This is a genomic window from Niallia laureatilytica (assembly GCF_046613985.1).
In the GTDB taxonomy this organism is placed as follows: domain Bacteria; phylum Bacillota; class Bacilli; order Bacillales; family Cytobacillaceae; genus Niallia.
Window position 1 is genome coordinate 450,129 of the sequence record NZ_JBKKHP010000001.1, and the last position, 19,233, is coordinate 469,361.

General features: G+C 38.8%; 16 protein-coding genes and 1 pseudogene. 4 read left to right on the plus strand and 13 right to left on the minus strand.

The features are described 5' to 3' along the window. Positions 1 to 12: 12 nt before the first annotated feature. Positions 13 to 1,896, minus strand: a complete 1,884-nt coding sequence (locus ACLIJJ_RS02300; RefSeq protein ID WP_233313444.1) for an ABC-F family ATP-binding cassette domain-containing protein — start codon at positions 1,894 to 1,896, stop codon at positions 13 to 15. Then, positions 1,877 to 2,533, minus strand: a complete 657-nt coding sequence (locus ACLIJJ_RS02305; protein ID WP_233313443.1) for an HD domain-containing protein — start codon at positions 2,531 to 2,533, stop codon at positions 1,877 to 1,879. The genes ACLIJJ_RS02300 and ACLIJJ_RS02305 overlap by 20 nt, the downstream gene beginning before the upstream one ends. 358 nt (positions 2,534 to 2,891) lie before the next feature. Between ACLIJJ_RS02305 and ACLIJJ_RS02310 the strand changes: the two are divergent. After that, positions 2,892 to 3,165: pseudogene (locus ACLIJJ_RS02310) on the plus strand (IS1595-like element ISSpps1 family transposase); the annotation flags it as partial. A gap of 452 nt (positions 3,166 to 3,617) precedes the next feature. Here the strand turns inward: ACLIJJ_RS02310 and ACLIJJ_RS02315 are convergent. The 3 genes from ACLIJJ_RS02315 to ACLIJJ_RS02325 all read right to left on the minus strand — a co-directional run bounded on the left by ACLIJJ_RS02315 (position 3,618) and on the right by ACLIJJ_RS02325 (position 8,257). After that, on the minus strand, positions 3,618 to 4,208 hold the full coding sequence (locus tag ACLIJJ_RS02315; protein ID WP_411410505.1) for a hypothetical protein: 591 nt from the start codon (positions 4,206 to 4,208) through the stop codon (positions 3,618 to 3,620). Between the two features lie 107 nt (positions 4,209 to 4,315). After that, positions 4,316 to 5,173: an amidohydrolase family protein gene (locus ACLIJJ_RS02320; RefSeq protein WP_237941633.1), complete on the minus strand. Its 858-nt coding sequence runs from the start codon at positions 5,171 to 5,173 to the stop codon at positions 4,316 to 4,318. 21 nt (positions 5,174 to 5,194) lie between these two features. Then, positions 5,195 to 8,257: a GNAT family N-acetyltransferase gene (locus ACLIJJ_RS02325; protein ID WP_411410506.1), complete on the minus strand. Its 3,063-nt coding sequence runs from the start codon at positions 8,255 to 8,257 to the stop codon at positions 5,195 to 5,197. A gap of 280 nt (positions 8,258 to 8,537) precedes the next feature. On the opposite strand from ACLIJJ_RS02325, the gene ACLIJJ_RS02330 reads away from it, so the two are divergent. Continuing rightward, positions 8,538 to 9,122: a MerR family transcriptional regulator gene (locus ACLIJJ_RS02330; protein ID WP_233313436.1), complete on the plus strand. Its 585-nt coding sequence runs from the start codon at positions 8,538 to 8,540 to the stop codon at positions 9,120 to 9,122. An 80-nt stretch (positions 9,123 to 9,202) separates the two neighbouring features. Here ACLIJJ_RS02330 and ACLIJJ_RS02335 read toward each other — a convergent pair whose 3' ends face one another. The 4 genes from ACLIJJ_RS02335 to ACLIJJ_RS02350 form a co-directional block, all read right to left on the minus strand. Further along, positions 9,203 to 9,997, minus strand: a complete 795-nt coding sequence (locus ACLIJJ_RS02335) for a type II pantothenate kinase (RefSeq protein ID WP_411410507.1) — start codon at positions 9,995 to 9,997, stop codon at positions 9,203 to 9,205. Positions 9,998 to 10,060: 63 nt separating this feature from the next. Continuing rightward, positions 10,061 to 10,537, minus strand: a complete 477-nt coding sequence (locus ACLIJJ_RS02340; protein ID WP_237941636.1) for a glutathione peroxidase — start codon at positions 10,535 to 10,537, stop codon at positions 10,061 to 10,063. After that, positions 10,534 to 11,091 (minus strand): hypothetical protein, encoded by a 558-nt coding sequence (locus ACLIJJ_RS02345; RefSeq protein ID WP_411410508.1) that lies wholly within the window; start codon positions 11,089 to 11,091, stop codon positions 10,534 to 10,536. Before ACLIJJ_RS02345 ends, ACLIJJ_RS02340 begins: the two co-directional genes overlap by 4 nt. Positions 11,092 to 11,106: 15 nt before the next feature. Further along, a complete protein-coding gene (locus ACLIJJ_RS02350) occupies positions 11,107 to 12,777 on the minus strand; it encodes a formate--tetrahydrofolate ligase (protein ID WP_233313430.1) in 1,671 nt (556 codons plus the stop codon). A gap of 424 nt (positions 12,778 to 13,201) precedes the next feature. Between ACLIJJ_RS02350 and metA the strand changes: the two genes are divergently transcribed. Further along, positions 13,202 to 14,110: a homoserine O-acetyltransferase MetA gene (gene metA / locus ACLIJJ_RS02355; protein ID WP_233313429.1), complete on the plus strand. Its 909-nt coding sequence runs from the start codon at positions 13,202 to 13,204 to the stop codon at positions 14,108 to 14,110. Between the two features lie 76 nt (positions 14,111 to 14,186). Here the strand turns inward: metA and ACLIJJ_RS02360 are convergent, their stop codons facing one another. Continuing rightward, entirely contained in the window at positions 14,187 to 14,882 is a 696-nt protein-coding gene (locus ACLIJJ_RS02360; RefSeq protein WP_233313428.1) for an AIM24 family protein, read from the minus strand. Positions 14,883 to 15,025: 143 nt separating this feature from the next. Between ACLIJJ_RS02360 and ACLIJJ_RS02365 the strand changes: the two genes are divergently transcribed. Continuing rightward, positions 15,026 to 15,232 (plus strand): DUF3892 domain-containing protein, encoded by a 207-nt coding sequence (locus ACLIJJ_RS02365; RefSeq protein WP_411410509.1) that lies wholly within the window; start codon positions 15,026 to 15,028, stop codon positions 15,230 to 15,232. Positions 15,233 to 15,316: 84 nt separating this feature from the next. On the opposite strand, the gene mntR is transcribed toward ACLIJJ_RS02365, so the two are convergent. The 3 genes from mntR to ACLIJJ_RS02380 form a co-directional block, all read right to left on the minus strand. Further along, positions 15,317 to 15,742, minus strand: a complete 426-nt coding sequence (gene mntR, locus ACLIJJ_RS02370) for a transcriptional regulator MntR (RefSeq protein WP_233313426.1) — start codon at positions 15,740 to 15,742, stop codon at positions 15,317 to 15,319. Positions 15,743 to 15,968: 226 nt separating this feature from the next. Continuing rightward, positions 15,969 to 18,128 (minus strand): type IA DNA topoisomerase, encoded by a 2,160-nt coding sequence (locus ACLIJJ_RS02375; protein ID WP_411410510.1) that lies wholly within the window; start codon positions 18,126 to 18,128, stop codon positions 15,969 to 15,971. A gap of 126 nt (positions 18,129 to 18,254) precedes the next feature. After that, positions 18,255 to 19,232 carry an aromatic acid exporter family protein gene (locus ACLIJJ_RS02380; RefSeq protein ID WP_233313422.1) on the minus strand — a complete coding sequence of 326 codons (978 nt, stop codon included), beginning with the start codon at positions 19,230 to 19,232 and terminating at the stop codon, positions 18,255 to 18,257. Position 19,233 lies beyond the last annotated feature (1 nt).

A 19,233-nucleotide genomic window follows, 5' to 3' on the forward strand; every position in this document is an offset into this window, starting at 1 on the left:
ATTTTTTAACGGTTAACTTTCAGCAATCTCAGACAGATAGCTCCACCGTTCTATTAAAAATTCCAATTTCTCATTTAATTCTTCTTGTTCTTTAAGCAGAGCGTTGGCTTTTTCAAAGTCACTTCCTGTGTTTTCCATCTCTGTTTCAATCGCTTCAAGGCGGCTTTCGCAGTTTTCTATATCACTGTCGATTGTCGCCCATTCTCGTTGTTCATTATAGCTTAGTTTAACCTTCTTCTGTTTCGGCTGTTCTTGCTGCTTCGGCTTTTCCTTCACCGCTTTTTCTGCCTGCTCTTTTTGTTTTTCGGATTGGAGATATTCGGTGTAATTGCCGTAGTAGCTCTCTATATTACCTCCGCCTCTGAGCACTAACAGCTCTTGCGCTACTTTATCTAGGAAATAGCGGTCATGGGATACTGTAATAACAACACCTTTGAACTCATCTAAATAATCCTCCAACACCATCAGTGTTTGTGTATCAAGATCATTCGTCGGCTCGTCTAAAAGCAGGACGTTCGGCTCGCCCATTAGTATTTTCAGCAAGTATAATCTTCGTCTTTCCCCGCCAGACAGCTTGCCGATAATGGTTCCATGCGTATGGGGCGGAAACAAGAATCTTTCGAGCATTTGTGCAGCAGAGATCGTTTTCCCGTCTGTTGTCTCAATGATTTCAGCCGTCTCCTTTAAATACTCAATCATGCGCTTTGATTGGTCCATTTCTTCGTTTTCCTGCGTATAGTAAGCAATTTTCACTGTTTGTCCAATAATATAGTCACCATGGTCTAGCGGAATCTTGCCAGCAAGAATGTTAAGCAGCGTTGATTTTCCTGTACCATTATGACCGATAATGCCAATTCTGTCTCCAGGCTTTACAAGGAGATTAAAGTCCTTCAGAATCGTTTTGTTTTCAAAGGATTTGGAAGCAGACACAAGCTCAAAAACCTGTTTACCTAGCCTGCTGCCTTTTAAGGAAATATCAAGCTTGCCTTTATCCTGAACGGATGCAAGTTTGTCATCTAATTCTTCAAAGCGCTGAATTCTTGCTTTTTGTTTAGTTGAACGGGCTTTAGCACCTCTGCGAATCCATTCCAGCTCTCGTCTGAACAAATTCTTTTGTTTATCAATAGTTGCTGCCTCGTTTTCTTCTCTGATTGCCTTTGCTTGCAGAAACTCTGCATAATTGCCTTTATAGCTGTATAAATTGCCTCCCTCTAGCTCAAACATCCGGTTGGTAACCTTGTCTAAGAAGTAACGGTCATGTGTGACAAGCAGCAGGGCACCATTAAATTTACCTAAATAGTCTTCCAGCCATTTAACCGCATCAAAGTCAAGATGGTTTGTAGGCTCATCCAAAATGAGCAAATCCGGCTCTTGAATAAGGACTTGCGCAAGAGAAACACGCTTTTTCTGGCCGCCTGACAGCTCACCAATCTTTTTGTCATAAAAGCTGACGCCAAGCTTTGTTAATACAGTCTTCGTATTCGTATGAACATCCCAGCCGTTTTGGGCATCCATTCTTTTTTGGATCTCGAACAGCTCGCCGTGCAGCTTATTATTTTCCGGGTCCTTTTCTAACTTGAGCAATATTTCCTCATAATTCCGGACCACTTTCCATACTGGTGCATCACCTGTATACACATAATCTAAAACAGTCATTTCGGGATGGATTTCCGGACTTTGGGAGGAGTATGCGATTCGGTAATCTTTCGGGGCGATAATCTCGCCTTCATCAGGCAAATCGATACCTGCCACTATCTTCAGCAGCGATGACTTGCCTGTGCCATTAATACCAATCAGTCCAACTCTTTCTTTTTCACTTATAGAAAAGGAAATGGAATGAAATAATTCTTTTTCCCCGTAAGTTTTTGTTAAATTTTCAATTGAAATACTCTTCATAACTACCATTCCATTCTTTATAGAATTCTTTTAAGTAATTTTCCATCAATTGATGCCTTTTTGCTGCAATCGTTCTGGCTGTATTCGTATGAAGCAAGTCCTTTAATTTCAGGAGTTTTTCATAGAAATGCTGGATGGTGCTAGACTGGCCGCTCCGATATTCCTCTTCTGTCATGTTTTCTCTAGCACCGACAGAAGGATCGTATATGACATGTCCCTTTTTTCCGCCATATGCAAAGGTTCTAGCGATACCGATTGCGCCAATCGCATCCAGTCTGTCCGCATCTTGAACAATTTTCGCTTCAATCGACTCTGGCTCCGCGTTGTTTCCGCCGCTGTATGAAACCGTTGCAATTGCCCTTACTATATGATTTCGATCATTCTGTTCAAGCGGGAGACTTTCTAAAAACTGCTCAAGCAGCCGAGTACCTTCCTCTTTAGATTCGTTCAGTTTTGCATCTGCCACATCATGTAAAATAGCGGCAAGCTCTATAATAAATGGATTTCCGCTTGATTCTTTTTCACAGATGAAAAGCGCAGTATTTCGCACTCTGTCAATATGATGCCAATCATGGCCTGTCACATCATCTTTTAATTTATCTTTCACAAAATTCTCTGTTAATTGAATGATATCCATTATTTGAATGAACTCCTATCTATATCCTACCGAAATATTGTAACACGAATGAAAAAAATCAACTACAAAACCGTTTGAAGCACCGATACTCTTTTCCTATCTCGTTTAAAGTTTGCAAAAGAGGAAAAAGATAACTAAACAATAGAAAGCGGAAGATAAAAAGATGTCTAACTCAATGCCAAAAGAAGCAGGAATAGATCACAGCTTAGACGTGCTATAGGAAGGCTATCAATTTGTATCAAACAGATGTCAAGCTTATCAGTCTGATATATTTGAAACACATCTTTTAGGGGAACGGGCCATTTGTATGAGAGGGAGTGATGCGGCAGAGCTTTTTTACGACAACAGTAAATTCAGCATTATAAATGGCAGCAAGAAAGAATATGTAAAGAAAGGAATCTACCATTTAAACAATATTAATAGTTACCATTCCCGTTTAAAGAAATGGATACGTCGGTTTAATTTGAGTTTCTACAAAGTATTTACTATTATATTTAGTATGGTTTCAGTTCCTTGACAATAGGAATACAGAGAGTGAATTAAGTAAGAAAAAACAAATGCTTATCCTAGCAAGTGTTAACGGAACTTGGGAAACAGCAGAAACTTTACGACTTAGAGATACGGCATTTTAGGAAGAGAAAAAAACTTGGTAACTGCATTTCCAAGTTCTAAGTAGGTATAGGGAGCATAGACTCCTAACTTTATTTGATTATTGTTTCAGCTGGTGTAACTCCTTCATATTGTTTATACAATGTAACGATTTTCGTGATATACCAAGTTCTTTTGCTTGTAACCGGATTTTTCTCTAAAGTAATTAACTTATGTCCTGTTCCAAAGCTCTTGTAAGAACTTTTTAAATCATAAGCAATGCTATATATTACATTTTCATCGTTAATTTTTTCAACCTTCTAAACTATTCTATTCTTATACTTTAGTCATATGAACGTGATTATATGAGCATATGTGTATACTTTAACATAGCCAATCTAAATAACAATTTCTTCTTAGTATTTTTTTAATAACAATATTCGAAAAAGAGCATTAATCGTAATTGGGTTAATGCTCTCGTTAATAGAGGCATAAGTTATTTATTTTCTTTTGTAAGTCCTAAGTATTCGCCGGTTTTAGGATTAAATAAAACCTCTGCATTTAGACCATTTATTTTTCCATCTACACCAAGAAAAATGTAATTTTCATCTCGCATTAATCTAAAATGATATCCGTGTGAGAAAGGGGCATCTTTTGGGCTTGGTTGCAAATGATATTTTTCAACGGCATTTTTAATAATTTGACTACTATCAATATTAATTTCTAAATGTGGAATAGTTAGTTCATCGGAATTGCCAATTATTCTGTGACTTTTATGTTTGCCTTTTTCAATAACAAATACCATCTGGCGTTTAACTGATGGTAAAGCAAACACGCCTTGCCAATTTCCTTTTTTTCCATTATAGCCACTTAAAGTTTCATCATCAACACTGTTCATAAATAAAAGAATTGCTTCTTTATCGAATTTTTTCCCTAGTTCTAATCCTAAATTATACGCTTCTTTAAGAGTTAATTCTTTCTCTGGTAAATCTACTTCATAATTCCCATAGTCTATTGTTTCTTTAGCAAAACAGGAGATAGAACCCATGAGTATTAAGATAAAAAAACAAGCTAAAATAGTTTTCATTTTATACACCTGCTACCTATTGTGTAGGTAGTAGTTTTTCCATTTTCCAAATTAATAATGCTTATAGGACTATCTTTTTAAGATAGTCCCTAATGTTTTTTTAAAAATCAACCATAAAGAAACTTCTTGATTTTTGGAAAAACCTTCAAGGCTGTGTTATAAAACACATCTTCATGATACTCACTCGGAATAAGGTTTTGAATAAATTCAATATATGGTTGGAATGGAGCTAACGGCCAATCTGTCCCGAACAAAAGCTTATCATAGGAGTTGGCATATACGAGCGCATGCCTTAAATGCTGTAAAAATATTCCTTCTTGCGCCTTCTCTAACTCCGCTCTTGCCCCAACAACCAGCCCGGAAAGGTCAGCATAAACATTTCGGTTTTTATATAAAATCTCTGCACCAGTCAATGTCCATGGATCGCCAAAATGGGCCATCATAAAACGAATATTGCGATATTTCACCGCAACTTCATCAATTGCAAGCGGATGGGAATATTTCAACAACCCTCTTTCGGAGTATGTATCTCCAGTATGAAACACAACTGGCAAGTTATACTTTTCCGCTAGTTCATACACAGGATTGTATACTTTATCATAGGCATAGAACGGATAATAGCCTAAATAAATCTTTATGCCGACTACATGATCCTTGTGGATTTCCCGTTCCAGTTCTCTGATAGAAAAAGAATCTAGCTTGTATGGATTAACTCCGGCACAATAGACGATATTAGGCGGCAGTATATCTCCAAGATCAAGCCCCATCGGTGTTTGGGCCTTATAGTCGGGAAAGCCCATATGCGGCGTTTCTGTCACTCCCATGCCAATTGCTAAGACAATATTCGCATCTTTCATTTCTGATTGAACTCCGTCCGTGCTGTAATCAACTTTAGACAATGATTTTGCTGTTTCTTTAAATGATTCGATATTAGACAAATGGATGTGAGCATCAATAATTTTCATTGGTTCTCCTTTTCTATCACTCTATAATTTAGTAAACCGAAGGGATTTAAGTATGTCTAACTGTGATGATGTGACATTCATCTTATCAAAATAAAGGAAGCTCGGCAGTGTAAATACTCTGTTCTGATTGTCTCTTTCACAATTTGTCATGGAAACAAGCTGAATGATTTCATTATTTGTGTAATATTGTGTACTGATTCTGTTTCTGTCTGTGAGTAAATGCAGCTTATCCTCTGTACCTTGTAGTTTAACATGAAAGTCTTCCTTTAAAGTAATATCCTGCTCCATAGCTCCTGAAGTATAGACTCGGTTATGCAATTTATGATCAGCTAGCTGCAAAGTGCAATTGTTATGCAAAAAGAGATTTGTATGCCATTGCTCCTTCTCCATTTTTCTGCCTGTCGTTTTATGCACAGACACAAACACAGCAAGAAGAGGCAATCCTGGCATTGTGACAAAGTATTGAGAAAATGAAAGCCCTCTCCATTGGGAGTGCTGGTTAATATCTGTATCGATTCTGATACCAGACCATTTGTTTGCGAAATTATCCCACACATCGACAAACGCAAGCTTAGTCGATTCTTTCATCATAGAATAATCATTCAAATCAGGCGGACCTGCCTTCATCCCGCCGGCCCAAGGGTTCCACCAGCTTTTTGCAATCAGCTCTGGAAATGCCTGATCAAGCCATTCTGTTTCGTTTACTTGTAAGGAAAAGATACCTGGATAATAATCGGCTGCAGCGGAAATTTCCAGGATGCCGTTATGAAGACGATATGTTTCAAATCCTTTTTCGTTTATGATGTTTTTTGTTATCCTTCCTTGCGGATAAAACAGGATGTTATCAAAATAAGATTCTCTTATTTCCGTCTTCATTACTGTCGTCATTTTATTGACTGCCTGCCACGCAGCTGCTTCAAATGGTAAATGGAGCGGAGTATTGACTTTTAGATCTTGCAGATGGGCAGAAGCATTATTAATAATCAAATCCATATCAAATTTAAGCGCATTGTTGCGGTAACTGGCAAACTGATAGGATAAAGATGTATTTGCTTCAAGCATCGGGTTGCCGCCATTCCAGATTAACTCGAGACCTTTATGGATTTCCTTCTTAGAAGCTTGAATACCTGCCGCTGCTGATTCTACTTCTCTCCAATTCCTATAAGCGCCGATAGACATATACAGAGGCGGGAAGGAATAGACATTACCTTGCCTGCTTCTTTGTGACTCGAGATGCATTTTCCACCCTTCCATCCTTATTTTACTGCCTTGCGTCCAATATACACCGACAGGGCTCGACTGATCTTGAGAAAAATACCAGTTGCTGCTCATGTCTTTTGACGCAATGTCTCGCGGCTCCACCATATCGGCTTCCTTGAATACAACAACCTCCCCTTTTAAAGGTAAGTATACCTCTGCCCAATCATGATAAAAGGTCTCCTGCAGATGGATATCTAAAGAAGTCTGTTTGTTTTCAAGGAGAACCCATCTTTTCACAAGTCCTTCTGCAAATAGCTGGATGTTAAGCTTTATACTATTGTCTGGATGTTCAGTAGATTGATAATGAAGAGTGAGAATAATAGATGTCTTTTCGTAGGAGGTTTCGACTTTTTCTGGCTTCTTTTTTGACAGCTCATTGGAGTAGGGCTTGCCAAGCATCGGGGCAAACATGGCGAACGGTAAGTTCCCTGTCTGATTGGTGCCTGCTGTCATTACATTATCTGCCTTTCTGACATTCACTTGATAAATCCCATTAAAAACATGATAGTAATCTTTTGTTTCACCGAAAAATCTCTCACCAATTCCCTTTAATGCCAGTGCAATTGGTTTATTTACCGTAAGCTCACCACCTTGCCATTTCACTTGAACAAGGATGTCTTCATTCGTAAAGCCTAAAGCTAATATAGAAGCAGGTATTGATACGAACCGCTTTTCTTTGCCTTTTAGCAAAAGGCTGAATGTGGAATTTTTAAAAGACAAATATTCACTTTCAGGAAGCATAATGGTTGCCTGTACAGATTCAGTAAGATTATTTTCTAATTCCAAATCAAGAGCAATCTCGAAGCCTTCCTGCAATGCATAGTGAATCGGTTTTGCCATGATAGTTACTGGCGTTTTTGGACAGATTCCTAGTTTAAATGTCGTCATAGTGCCACCTGCTGCTATATTGACCGCAATGGTTGGGAATGTTTTGCCCTTTTCTGCCTCAGGTCCCTCGGTTAAAAAGAATGTATCTGTTATCGTCATTTCTTCTTCAACAAAGAGGCGGTGGTTAAAATCACAAATAACTCTTTCATTTGGACAGGATGATAACTCAATTAAAAGAGGAGTGGTGGACTTGTTCTTAATAAAACATGTAACTTCATGTTCTTGTCCTACGAGCAATTCATGATTTTTTAGAGATAATTCAATCGAGAAATCATCTGTTTCTAGTGCACATAAACCTCTGCCCGTTTTTTCAAAGCTTGCTTTAAGTGCGGTCTCTTTATTTACCCATTCATAGTCATAATAAGTAAACCCATCTACATTCCTTCCATCTGGCTTTAATTCCATCGTGCGCAGCATGTCCTTGTACCAGTCAATTTTAGCCATATAAGGAGCGAGCAGCTTGTCATTTAATATGGTTGGAATAAAGTTCATTAAGTGAGTATAGCTGTCTTCATCTTCCCAGAAAAAACCGCAGCGCTTATAAAGGGGGACCGCTTTCGTATTACCTGCCCATGTGTATAAGTCGAGCCGTGGCCATTTTTTATTAATAACTGCTTGTAATGCATGAAGAAGCAGCAGTTTACCGACCTTTTTCCCATGGAAATCGGGTCGAACATTTAGCAGCGGGATATATAACGAACCAACATCTTCTTTATACACAGACAGCCCGCAGTATCCTACCACCTCATCGTTATGTACTGCTAAAAAAGTATGCAGATTATCTGTGCTGCGATGCTGATCAATTATTTGTTCTTCTGTTTTTACACTGCCGCCCCAAGCCGCCTTGCTTTTGTTCCACATCTTCGCAACTTCAGCAGCAAACCGATCCTCGTACTCCACAATCTGTATATCAGCAATCGTTTGATGGATTGTCATTTAGCGAATCACCTTTTTCTTCATATTGTATGGATGGAAAACATAATCCTTCCTTTCATTTTATTTAGCAATAACCCTTTCCAATCCTATTTTCTATCGTATTATGCTTGGAAATTATTGTAAAGATATTATCATAAAATAACAGAAACTATTAATCAACAAAACTAGACAAACCTCGCTAAAGGAGATTTTTTTAAAATAGCGAACTAGTATTTAAAGTCGAAAAACTTATTTGTTCTTCGTTCATTTATTCTATCAAAACGAAAGGTGATGAAGCATAATGATGGAACAAGAGAGAGTCGCTTCTGCTACGGAGGAAATTTTATTAAGCGTTAAGGAGGCAGCTGTTGCAATTGAAGAAAGTCCTGGTGTTGTGCGCAACTGGCTTAGAGAGCTGAAAGGAGTTATTCCGGCGATTGTCGGCGAACACGGTTACCGCTATTTCGATGATAACGCAATGGAAGTATTGGAAAAGATTAAAAAGCTGCGTAATGAAGATAAATTATCTTTGCGAGAAATTGAAGATGTGCTGACCGACACGGAGCCGCAAGTTTTGCAGCAGCAAGTAGCGAAGCCGTCAGAAGAGATGCTTCAAGAGCTGAAAACAGTAAAAGAACAGCTTGAGCTGCAAATCAACTTCAATTCAGTGCTTGTTCAACAATTGAAAAAGCAACAGGAGCAAATGGATCAGCAGCATGAATTTATTGAGACACAAAAAGAACAGATTGCTGCCCTTACCGCTGCTGCTAATCAGCCTTACGTACACACATATGGTACAAGGAAAAGCAAAGACGAAGAGGATAAAGCGACGAAGGAAGCACCAGTCAGAAGAGGAGCGATATTCCGCTTGTTTTCGTATCGCTAATTTGTCATGTTAGATGATGGCATTTGTATGGACTGTTGTTAAGTCTTTTTCTATACAAATGCCATCATCCTTGATTTCTTTTAGACAGAAAGTAGTGCACCACAAGCACCGCAAAACTGGCCATCCTGCAGAAACAGCTGACTCTTTGGAAATAAATAATCAAAGGAAGAAATGCTTTTTTGCAAAGGCATATTCACTGAAACGGCTCCACCCGCATAGATAATCTGGTCTATTTGATGAATAGTGCCAGCCTGCTGTGACAGTAGAACAATCGTTTCGGCTGTCATTTGAAAAAGAGACGATAATTTATCTTCCTTGCTACCATCCCATGTATTTCCATAGCCAAAATTACTCGCAGTCAAGCTTCCGTTGATACCAATATCCTCTTCATATAAATCCTTCACAAGAACATCGATCTTATTCTTGCTGCCTTTAGAAGCAAGCTCTGTAATTTTTGCAAAATCCTGAACTCCAGTTAATAATTCTGCAAGTCCCATGATTGTTCCCCCGCCAATTCCGCTTCCTAAAACCCGCGAATGACTCTTCTTGCTAACCTTAAACCAGGAAGTACCAGTTCCGATATTAACAAGCAGGAATTCGTCATTAACATGAGGATATTCCCTATCCTTCAGCCATCTTGCTCCAGTACAGACAGCATCAAATTCAGGAAGAATGGAGGCATCAGGAAAAAACGCTTGTTTTAAATAAGCAGCCTTGCTTCCAGTAAGGGCTGTATCATTCCATTCAAAAAGCTTCAACCACTTTAGTGCAGTATCTGTTTGAGCATTAGGATATTTTCTAAAATGAATTCGTCCGTTCTGCTCAAATGCAAGCTTAATCATGGAACCGCCAGCATCTATCCCGATTTTAGCCAAACTGCTCCCTCCTTTTGTTATAAAAAAGGAAGAACAGAGTAATCCATTCTTCCCGTTTTCTTCTTATAATAACTTTTCAATATCCTCTTTCATTTCATACGGAGAAGCATTTGGAGAATACCGTTTAACTACTTTACCAGAACGGTCTACTAAAAATTTAGTAAAATTCCATTTAATCGCCTTCAGCCCCATTGCACCAGGCGCCTCATTACTTAAATGCTTGTAAAGAGGATCGGCATTTTTGCCATTCACTTCAACTTTTGCAAACATCGGGAAGGTAACGCCATAATTCAATTCGCAGAATTCAAGAATTTCATCCTCAGCCCCAGGCTCTTGATTCATAAACTGATTACAAGGAAATCCTAACACAGCAAAGCCTTTATCATTGTACTCCTCAAAAATCGATTGAAGCTCTTTGAACTGCGGAGTAAATCCGCACTTGCTCGCAGTATTGACGATAACAAGCACTTTCCCTTTATAATCATTCAGTGAAACTTCTTCGCCATTAATTTTTTTGACTTCAAAATCATAAACAGTCATCCTATCATTCCCTTCCTGTCCAAATCAATCAGCACCTTCTGCCTCTGCAAGCCAGCCAATGTTGCGAGCATATAATCAGTCATGCTGACTAAATCATCCATATCGCCTTCTGTAACTAATCTGCTGAAATCAATGGAGATATGATTATTTACTATATTATCAGAACGGAAGGGATCAACACGAATTTCCTGCTTAATAACATGTTCCGCTCCCCATACTCTTTGCAGCAAGTCCTGCAGCATCCAAACTGTTTCTTGATTATTCTTATGTCTGACATGTATCGTCAAACGAATTTCCGCTCCTATTAAATGCATTTTCTCCTCAAGCTCTAAAAGCTCTGCTGCTAAGTTTTTCAGTGAAGCATACATCGACAAAGTAATTTGAGCATTTTGTTGCCCTCTTAAGGCAAACACAAGATGAAACTCCCTGGACATTGTACTGGTATCTAAAATGTCTTTGCGATTTAAGATGTCGATTGTACCTTCAAGATCCCTATCATAAAGCTGTCCTTCTACAACCGTTTTTAAATTATCATAAGCAGTTGGGTCAAACATATATTAATCTCCTTTTTAAAAGAGGCCGATTGCTTTTCCGTCCTCATTCACATCCATTTTTAAAGCAGCTGGCTGCTTCGGCAAGCCTGGCATTGTCATTACATCTCCTGTCAAGGCAACTAGGAAACCTGCTCCGATGCTAGGTTTTAGTTCTCTTACTGTGATTGCAAAGTTACTCGGTCTCCCAAGTAGACTTGGGTCATCTGAAAGAGAGTATTGCGTTTTCGCCATACAAACAGGGAGATTACCCCAGCCGAACGCTTGGAAATCCTTGATTTGCTTTTTTGCTTTTGTGCTGAATTCGACATGGCTCGCACCGTATATTTTCGTGGCAATAGTGTCGATTTTCTCCTCAATAGAAGCATCTAAGCTGTATAAGTGTTTAAATTCATTCTTTTCTTGTTCCATAATTTCTAAAACCTTGCGAGCAAGCTCCAGTCCGCCTTCGGAACCCTTCTCCCAAACTTCTGTTAAAGCAACGGGGATACTCTGACTTGCACACAGCTCTTCTAGCACTTCGATTTCACGCTCTGTATCTGTATAGAAACGGTTAATCGCCACAACAAATGGTAGTCCAAACTGATTAATGTTATCCACATGCTTTTGCAGGTTGGCAAATCCCTTTTTTAAAGCTTCTGTATTTTCCGCTGCCAAATCACTCTTCGCCACACCGCCATGCATTTTCAATGCTCGGATGGTTGCGACAATCACAACGATTTCCGGATTAATTTGTTCATTGCGGGCTTTAATGTTCAAGAATTTTTCGGCACCAAGATCTGCGCCAAAGCCAGCTTCTGTTACAACATAATCAGCAAGCTTGCTTGCGGCAGCTGTGGCAATCACACTGTTGCACCCATGGGCGATATTGGCAAACGGACCACCGTGGATGATAGCAGGTGTATGTTCAATTGTCTGCACAAGATTCGGCTTAATGGCATCTTTTAACAACAGTGTTAGTGCGCCTTCCACACCAAGCTCGCCGACTGTTACAGGTTGTTTGTCCATATTATAGGCAATGACCATTTGGGACAGTCTTTTCTTTAAATCATTTAAATCATGTGCCAGACAAAGCACTGCCATTATTTCTGATGCAACCGTAATATCAAAACCGTCCTCTCTTGGCACACCTTGAAGAGGACCGCCCAACCCGATAACCACTTTTCTTAAAGCACGATCATTTAAGTCAACAGCTCGTTTCCAGACAATCCGTCTTTGGTCAATTCTCAGCTCATTTCCTTGGTGAATATGATTGTCTAGTATTGCGGCTAATGCATTGTTGGCTGTTGTAATGGCGTGAAGGTCACCAGTGAAATGAAGATTGATATCCTCCATCGGCAAAACTTGAGCATAGCCACCTCCTGCAGCGCCCCCTTTTATTCCCATCGTTGGCCCAAGGGACGGCTCTCTCATTGCAATAGCTGTTTTTTTATTAAGTTTTTGCAAGGCATCACCTAAGCCTACTGTAACTGTTGATTTCCCTTCTCCTGCAGGTGTCGGGTTAATTGCCGTGACAAGAATGAGTTTGCCTGACTGTTTATCTTTTAATTCCTCCAGCTTATCAAAAGAGATTTTCGCTTTATATTTTCCATACAGTTCTAAGTCATCCTCTGTTAAACCTAACCTCTTCGCAATATCGAGAACAGGATGAATGGTTGCTTGCTGTGCAATTTCTATATCTGTTTTCATTATTTTCCCGCCTTTATAAAATTTAATTTTCATTTCGTATGAATATATTCATCTTAAAAAATCTATGTACAGCATTATTTTGCCAATAATCTTATTTTACAGATGAACGAATAAAATTAAAAGGAAATATCTGAAATGTTCGTTTTTACCTTTGCCAGCATAGAAAAACAGCAAGAACACCCAAGGGGAAATATGCTGAAAAAAACTTATTTTCATACATTTCAGCAATTATATTGCGGCAAACCGAAAGGATATTTATAATAGGCTATATGTTTATACATTATTTAACTAATCTAAGTTTATGAAATACTCGGAATACAACGATAGCTTTGCTTATTGTTCTATTAATTATTCCAGCTTGGAAAATAAGGCATAACAATTGTACAACATGAAGAAAAAAGGAAAAAACAGGAGGCGAACCATTATGCCTATTAAAATTCCTCAGCTGCTGCCAGCAAGGGAAATTCTCGAAGAAGAAAATATCTTTATAATGGATGAAACAAGAGCAAAGGCTCAAGATATTAGACCATTGAATATATTAATTCTTAATCTAATGCCTGAGAAAGAAAAAACAGAAGTACAAATTCTTAGACTTCTAGGTAATACATCGCTGCAAGTCAATATCTCGCTGCTGCGCACAGCATCCTATCACTCTAAGAATACAAGTCCGAACCATTTAGAACAATTCTACACTGATTTCCAAGCCATTAAAGGTAATAAATATGATGGCATGATTATTACGGGAGCACCAGTTGAACTGATGAATTTTGAGGATGTTCAGTATTGGGAAGAGCTGACAGAAATAATGGACTGGACGAAAACAAATGTAACGTCCACATTGCATATTTGCTGGGGCGCCCAAGCTGCTTTATACCATCATTTCGGCATTAAGAAATATGAACTTGATCAAAAATGCTACGGTATCTATTCCCATGAAGTCCTTAGACCGTCTGAAAAGCTGCTGCGCGGATTTGACGACAGCTTCGTTGCACCGCATTCAAGACACACTAATGTCCAAATCCGTGAAATTGATGAACATCCATCACTCCAGCTGCTCGCTGCATCTGATGAAGCCGGTGCATTAATTATCAGCGGAAATAATGGCAAACAGATTATGATAACCGGCCATTTAGAGTATGATTCATCAACACTTGCTGAAGAGTATAAACGGGATAAAGAGAAGGGACTAGATATACATCTGCCGCTTCATTATTTTCCAAACAATGACCCAAACAGAAGACCGCTTAATATATGGCGTTCTCATGCACATTTGCTGTTTTCTAATTGGCTCAATTACTATGTATACCAAGAAACACCGTATGAGTGGAAATGAAAGGCTCGTGTTACATAAAAGAGGATTTGGCTTCCAAACAATTGTTGGAAAGCCAAATCCTCTTTTGTTATGTAAATCAGCCGTTGCTGTCAGAAAAATAAACTTCTTCAAATGGCTGGATTACGACAAATCCTTCACCGCTGAATTTCATTTGGATGGATTCACCGCTTCCTCTTCCGAAAAAGGTTTTTAACGAAACGTCTGTCACAAATTCGGGCTGCAGGTTACCAGACCATGCAACAGTTGCATTCGGGTCTGTGAAAACAGGTTTTGCTGGTGTCACTTTCAATGTGAGAGGTTCATAATGAGAAGTGATGGCAATCATCCCTCTTCCAGACAAATGAATGTTGAAAAGACCTCCGGACAGCATTCCGGCAACTTTTCTCATGAGCTTAATATCCCACTTTACAGTTGGCTCAAATGCAAGAAGATCATTGCCATTAACAAAAATCGATTCACCATTCAGATGAAGAATCGTGATTTTTTTACCTTGATCTGCAAGATATAATTTCCCTTGTCCTTCTGCTTTCATAAGAGAAGCTCCTTCTCCTGTTAAAGCTTTTTTGAACATTTTGCCTAAGCCGTGTTCGAGAATGCCTTCTCTTGTAAATTTAATGTTTCCCATGTAGGAAACCATGCTGCCAGCTTTTGCCCAAACCATTTCCTCTAAATTCACTTCCAGCATCCGCTGTGTTTCCAGTTCAAACAGTCCTTCACCTTTATCCTGCTGTTCGGTTTTTTCTACAAAGTCCTCCAAGGAATATCTGCTCATAAGTTTAATCCCTCTCTTTTCATCTATTAGGCTTACTTTTTACTAATACGATTACATTTGGTAAAAGTTTCATGATTATTTTTTCTGTTTTCGCACATACTAATCGATGATTTTGATTTTTAGCGAAAGGATGGAAAAAAAACGTGGAAACAATCGTTGCTGTCGAAAGAAATTACTTAGGTGAGATTATAAGCTTTAAAACATCAAATGAACGGATTATTTCTTACAGAAAAGCACTGCTTGAAGCAGAAGAAGGCTTGCTCGATGGTGTAAGGCTTTGTGAGGCAAGCTATGGAGATGGACAAGCGCTTATTATTGAGGATACCTTTGCGGAATACCCGCTGATTTAATCGTTATTATGTAAGAGGGGCTAGACATAGAGACACACCTTATTGACAAAGGGGGTTTTCAATAAAAAATGTCTCTCGCCTTAATTAATCCAGTTCCTCGTTTTTTCGCTGGATAATTTTAAGCTCCTCTATTCTTTTATTATCTTCCTGAAAATATTGGACTAAATCTCCAACACGATCTATTGCGTCCCAGCTTAAATGATGTTCAATGCCTTCCACATCTTCATAAATATTTTCTTCTTTTACGCCGATGATACGTAGAAGGTCTTCTAGCAGCTCATGCCGATAAACTAGCCTTTGTCCGATTTTTTTGCCTTTCGGGGTTAGTATCAGCCCTCTATATTTTTCGTATACAAGATATTCATCCTTATCTAGCTTTTGAACCATCTTTGTAACAGAGGAGGGATGCACGGACAAGGCTTCTGCAATGTCGGAAACTCTTGCATATCCTTTGTCTTCTATTAATTTATAAATTTGTTCGATATAGTCTTCCATGCTGGGTGTTGGCATATATGACCCTCCTAATTTTGCATATACTCTCAAACACTTGCCATGTTTGGCAAAACTAGAGCAGTTTCACAACTGCTCTTGTCCTTCGCTTTGGCTTATTGCCAAACACGCAAGAACGAAAATATCCTTTATGCATTTTACTATATAAGAATTAAGGAAACAAGCACTTACCCTATTGGTTCGAACATAAAACAACATGTTCTTAACTAGGCAGGAGATCGCTTGCTTATTTCTTGCTGGAAAAATCCATTTGCCAGCTGAAATAATCATTATCCTCATTTTTGACATACTTTAATACAGCGTCAAATTTATTTCCTTTTTTGCTTGTCAGTCCTTTAACTTCTGCTTCCCCTTTTTTAAGCAGTGACTTCACCATTGTTTTTGTCGGTTTTTTCTTTAATGCTGCCAAAAACTTGTCATTCTTCCAGATTACAAACTTACAGCCTTGTTTCCAATTGCTGCAGCCGTAGCCTTTTTGCCCCTCGATTACTTTATGACCGCAAACAGGACACGTGCCAAGATTCTCTATGGTTTTTTTTGTATACGAAACCTCTTGAATGGTAACAGCTTGTTCCCCTTTAATCTTTTCAACGGAATTTCTAGTGAATTCACCAATAAGCTGCAAAAATGCGCTTTTCGTGTATTTACCTTTTTCAATATCATACAGAGACTTCTCTAGCCGACCTGTGAAATCGAGGTTAAACAATTCCTTGATTGGGAATGTTTCAACAAGTGTCTTGCCTAAGTCGGTGCAGTTAAGGTTCTTCCCTTTTGCCTCTATATAGCCGATATCCTTTAGCTTCTTAATGGTCTCTGCACGGGTGGCAGGTGTTCCGATACTGAACCCGCTTAAAATGGAAACGACATCTTCTTCCGTATCGCCTGAAGTATCGAAGTTTTTTCCGCATGTTTCCATTAAGCGCAACAGTGTTTTTTCGGTATGCTCCTTTGGTGCCTGTGTCGTATGAGTAGTTGTTTCCATCTTTTTAATGTCCACTTCTTCTCCTTTGCTTACAAATGGAAGAAGGACATCCTTTGACTTGATGTTTTCCGCTTTTTTCCATCCTTCAACAAGCTGCACTTTGCCTTTTGTATGAAACACACCGTTTAAATATGCATCTAACACTTTTGTGACAATTCTCGTTTCTTCATATTCAGCAACAGGCATGAATTGCATCAACAGCCTTGTTCTAATTGCTTCATATACTTGCTCCTCATCCTTAGTCAGCTTCTTTGGAATAAGATAAGTTGGTATGATGGCACTATGGCTTTCGACTTTTTTATTATCAAAAACTCTTTTGGATGCATAAAATTTAATATCGTCTTTATACGGTAAGTTCGCTGAAATGGCGCTGACTACCTTTGCAGTTTTGCCGATCAAGCTTTCCTCTAGTGCCATACTTGCCGTCCTTGGATAGGTTATATACTTCTTTTCATAAAGACCTTGGGCCACCTTCAATACTTTATCTGCAGTCCAGCCTTTATATTTGCTCGTAATATACCCTTGCAGATTAGACAAGTTGAACAACAACGGAGGATACTCTTTCTTTTTCTGGACGGTTTTGTCTGCCACAACAGCCTTCTTTCCTACTATTTCCTGTTGTATTTGCTCGAGTTCTGCCTTTGTTTTAAACTTGTCCTCTTTGCCGACAGTATAAATGCCTGTGTATTTTCCTTCAGCAGCTAAGAATGTGCCTTGAAGCTTAAAATAATCCTCTGGCACAAATTCGCGAATTTCTTTATCTCGATCATAGATTATTTTTAAGGTTGGAAGGAGGACGCGGCCAATATTAAGGGCTTTTCCTTTCCCCTTCTGATATTTCAATGTTGTAACAGAGGTAAGATTAATGCCGATGAGCCAATCCGCCCATTGTCTGCTCACACCAGCATCCTGCAATGGCCTCATTTCACTGTTTGACCTGATTTGCTGTAAACCGTTCAATACTTCATCCGGTGTCCATTCATTCAGAAGCAGTCGGTAAACTTCCTTGTCTGTCCGAAGATTATAAATTATACTGTCTCCGATAATCTGCCCTTCCCGATCATAGTCGCAAGCCGATATAATCGCGGTGACATCTTTTCTTCTCATAAGCTGATGGATAATCCGCAGCTGTTTTTGCGCACCACTATCAGGCTTATCTCGGTTACGAGGGTCACTTTTTACTTTATATTTAAAGTTCTCCGGTATAAACGGGAAGTTTTCCATCTTCCATGTTGCCATCTTTTCATCATAATCTTTTGCATCATTCAGCTGCAGTAAATGTCCGAATGCCCATGTAATAATATAGCCATTTCCTTCAAAATAACCGTCCTGCTTGGTTTTTATTTTTAATGCATCTGCAATATTTTTTGACACAGATGGTTTTTCAGCAAGTATTAACTTCATGTTATCACCTTTTTTATATGCTTAGCCTTGAGCTTTTTGCTATCAAAACAAAAGATTCTCCTAAACATCTCCTTTTCTCTAAAGAGACAAGCATGTTCAGGTAGAATCTTTTTCATTTCTATTATATCAATTATAAGCTACTTTGAGTGATTTTTTCACTTTCAAATACTGTTCAAGCTCTTTCAGCACATTATAGAGCTGAGCCTGTTCTACAAACAAATCCCAATCCTGCGGCAATGCTTGCATCCTTATTTCTTCCTCTAGCTTTTCAAGCTTGCTCAAGAAAAGCTGTGCTGTATTACCAGGATGTATGCAAAGACTCAGTTCTTCCAAAAAATTAGCAATCGAATGGCGCTGTTCCGGAAGCCTGTTTACTGTCGTTACCTTCGCGAAAAGTCCTTCTATTATTTCTAGCTGTTTTTCCCTAATTGTAAAATACTTATAATAATAGTTTTCTTTTCGGGTAAAATGATTTTCAACATCCCTGTATGCAAGCGACTTGGCAATCTGTACTTCCTTCGCTGTTTGCATCAGCTTCAATTTATAATCGAAAGCTGACTCATTAGAACGCAGGAACTCAACCATCCCTTGAAGCATTTCCTGAAAATCCTTTTCAATCTTCTGCTGGTATACCTTCATTTCCTTGTCGAGGCTCGGCATATAGCTGTTGACTAACAGCGCTGCGCCAATTCCGATTACAATGAGCATGAACTCATTTTGAATGACATCCCAGTTCATATGGCCATTTGAATAGATATGAAGGATGATGACAGTGCTTGTTACGACGCCTTCATTTACTCTCAGCAAAACAGTTGCAGGGATAAATAACAGGAGTAACAGTCCAATCGCATACGGTTTATAACCAATCAGCTCAAAAAACACGTAGGAAAACGGAATCGCAAGCATGCATGCTATGAATCTCGCAAAAGCGCTGTGCAATGATTTCTTTTTAGAATTTTGCACACAAAGAATCGTAATGATAGCAGAAGATACGAAAAAATCAAGGCTGCATAATTGAGCAACGGTAATTCCCAAACTTACAGCAACAGCAGTCTTGAAAGTACGGTAGCCTATTTTATATTTTTTTAGAGATTTTATTAGCATT

Bases quoted from the DNA above. Each gene is read 5' to 3' on its own strand.
- ACLIJJ_RS02350 (WP_233313430.1), bottom strand. From the start codon at position 12,777: ATGAAAACAGATATAGAAATTGCACAGCAAGCAACCATTCATCCTGTT.
- ACLIJJ_RS02305 (WP_233313443.1), bottom strand. From the start codon at position 2,533: ATGGATATCATTCAATTAACAGAGAATTTTGTGAAAGATAAATTAAAA.
- ACLIJJ_RS02320 (WP_237941633.1), bottom strand. From the start codon at position 5,173: ATGAAAATTATTGATGCTCACATCCATTTGTCTAATATCGAATCATTT.
- ACLIJJ_RS02340 (WP_237941636.1), bottom strand. From the start codon at position 10,537: ATGACTGTTTATGATTTTGAAGTCAAAAAAATTAATGGCGAAGAAGTT.
- ACLIJJ_RS02360 (WP_233313428.1), bottom strand. From the start codon at position 14,882: ATGAGCAGATATTCCTTGGAGGACTTTGTAGAAAAAACCGAACAGCAG.
- metA (WP_233313429.1), top strand. From the start codon at position 13,202: ATGCCTATTAAAATTCCTCAGCTGCTGCCAGCAAGGGAAATTCTCGAA.
- mntR (WP_233313426.1), bottom strand. From the start codon at position 15,742: ATGCCAACACCCAGCATGGAAGACTATATCGAACAAATTTATAAATTA.
- ACLIJJ_RS02380 (WP_233313422.1), bottom strand. From the start codon at position 19,232: ATGCTAATAAAATCTCTAAAAAAATATAAAATAGGCTACCGTACTTTC.
- ACLIJJ_RS02300 (WP_233313444.1), bottom strand. From the start codon at position 1,896: ATGAAGAGTATTTCAATTGAAAATTTAACAAAAACTTACGGGGAAAAA.
- ACLIJJ_RS02325 (WP_411410506.1), bottom strand. From the start codon at position 8,257: ATGACAATCCATCAAACGATTGCTGATATACAGATTGTGGAGTACGAG.
- ACLIJJ_RS02375 (WP_411410510.1), bottom strand. From the start codon at position 18,128: ATGAAGTTAATACTTGCTGAAAAACCATCTGTGTCAAAAAATATTGCA.
- ACLIJJ_RS02330 (WP_233313436.1), top strand. From the start codon at position 8,538: ATGATGGAACAAGAGAGAGTCGCTTCTGCTACGGAGGAAATTTTATTA.
- ACLIJJ_RS02315 (WP_411410505.1), bottom strand. From the start codon at position 4,208: ATGAAAACTATTTTAGCTTGTTTTTTTATCTTAATACTCATGGGTTCT.
- ACLIJJ_RS02345 (WP_411410508.1), bottom strand. From the start codon at position 11,091: ATGTTTGACCCAACTGCTTATGATAATTTAAAAACGGTTGTAGAAGGA.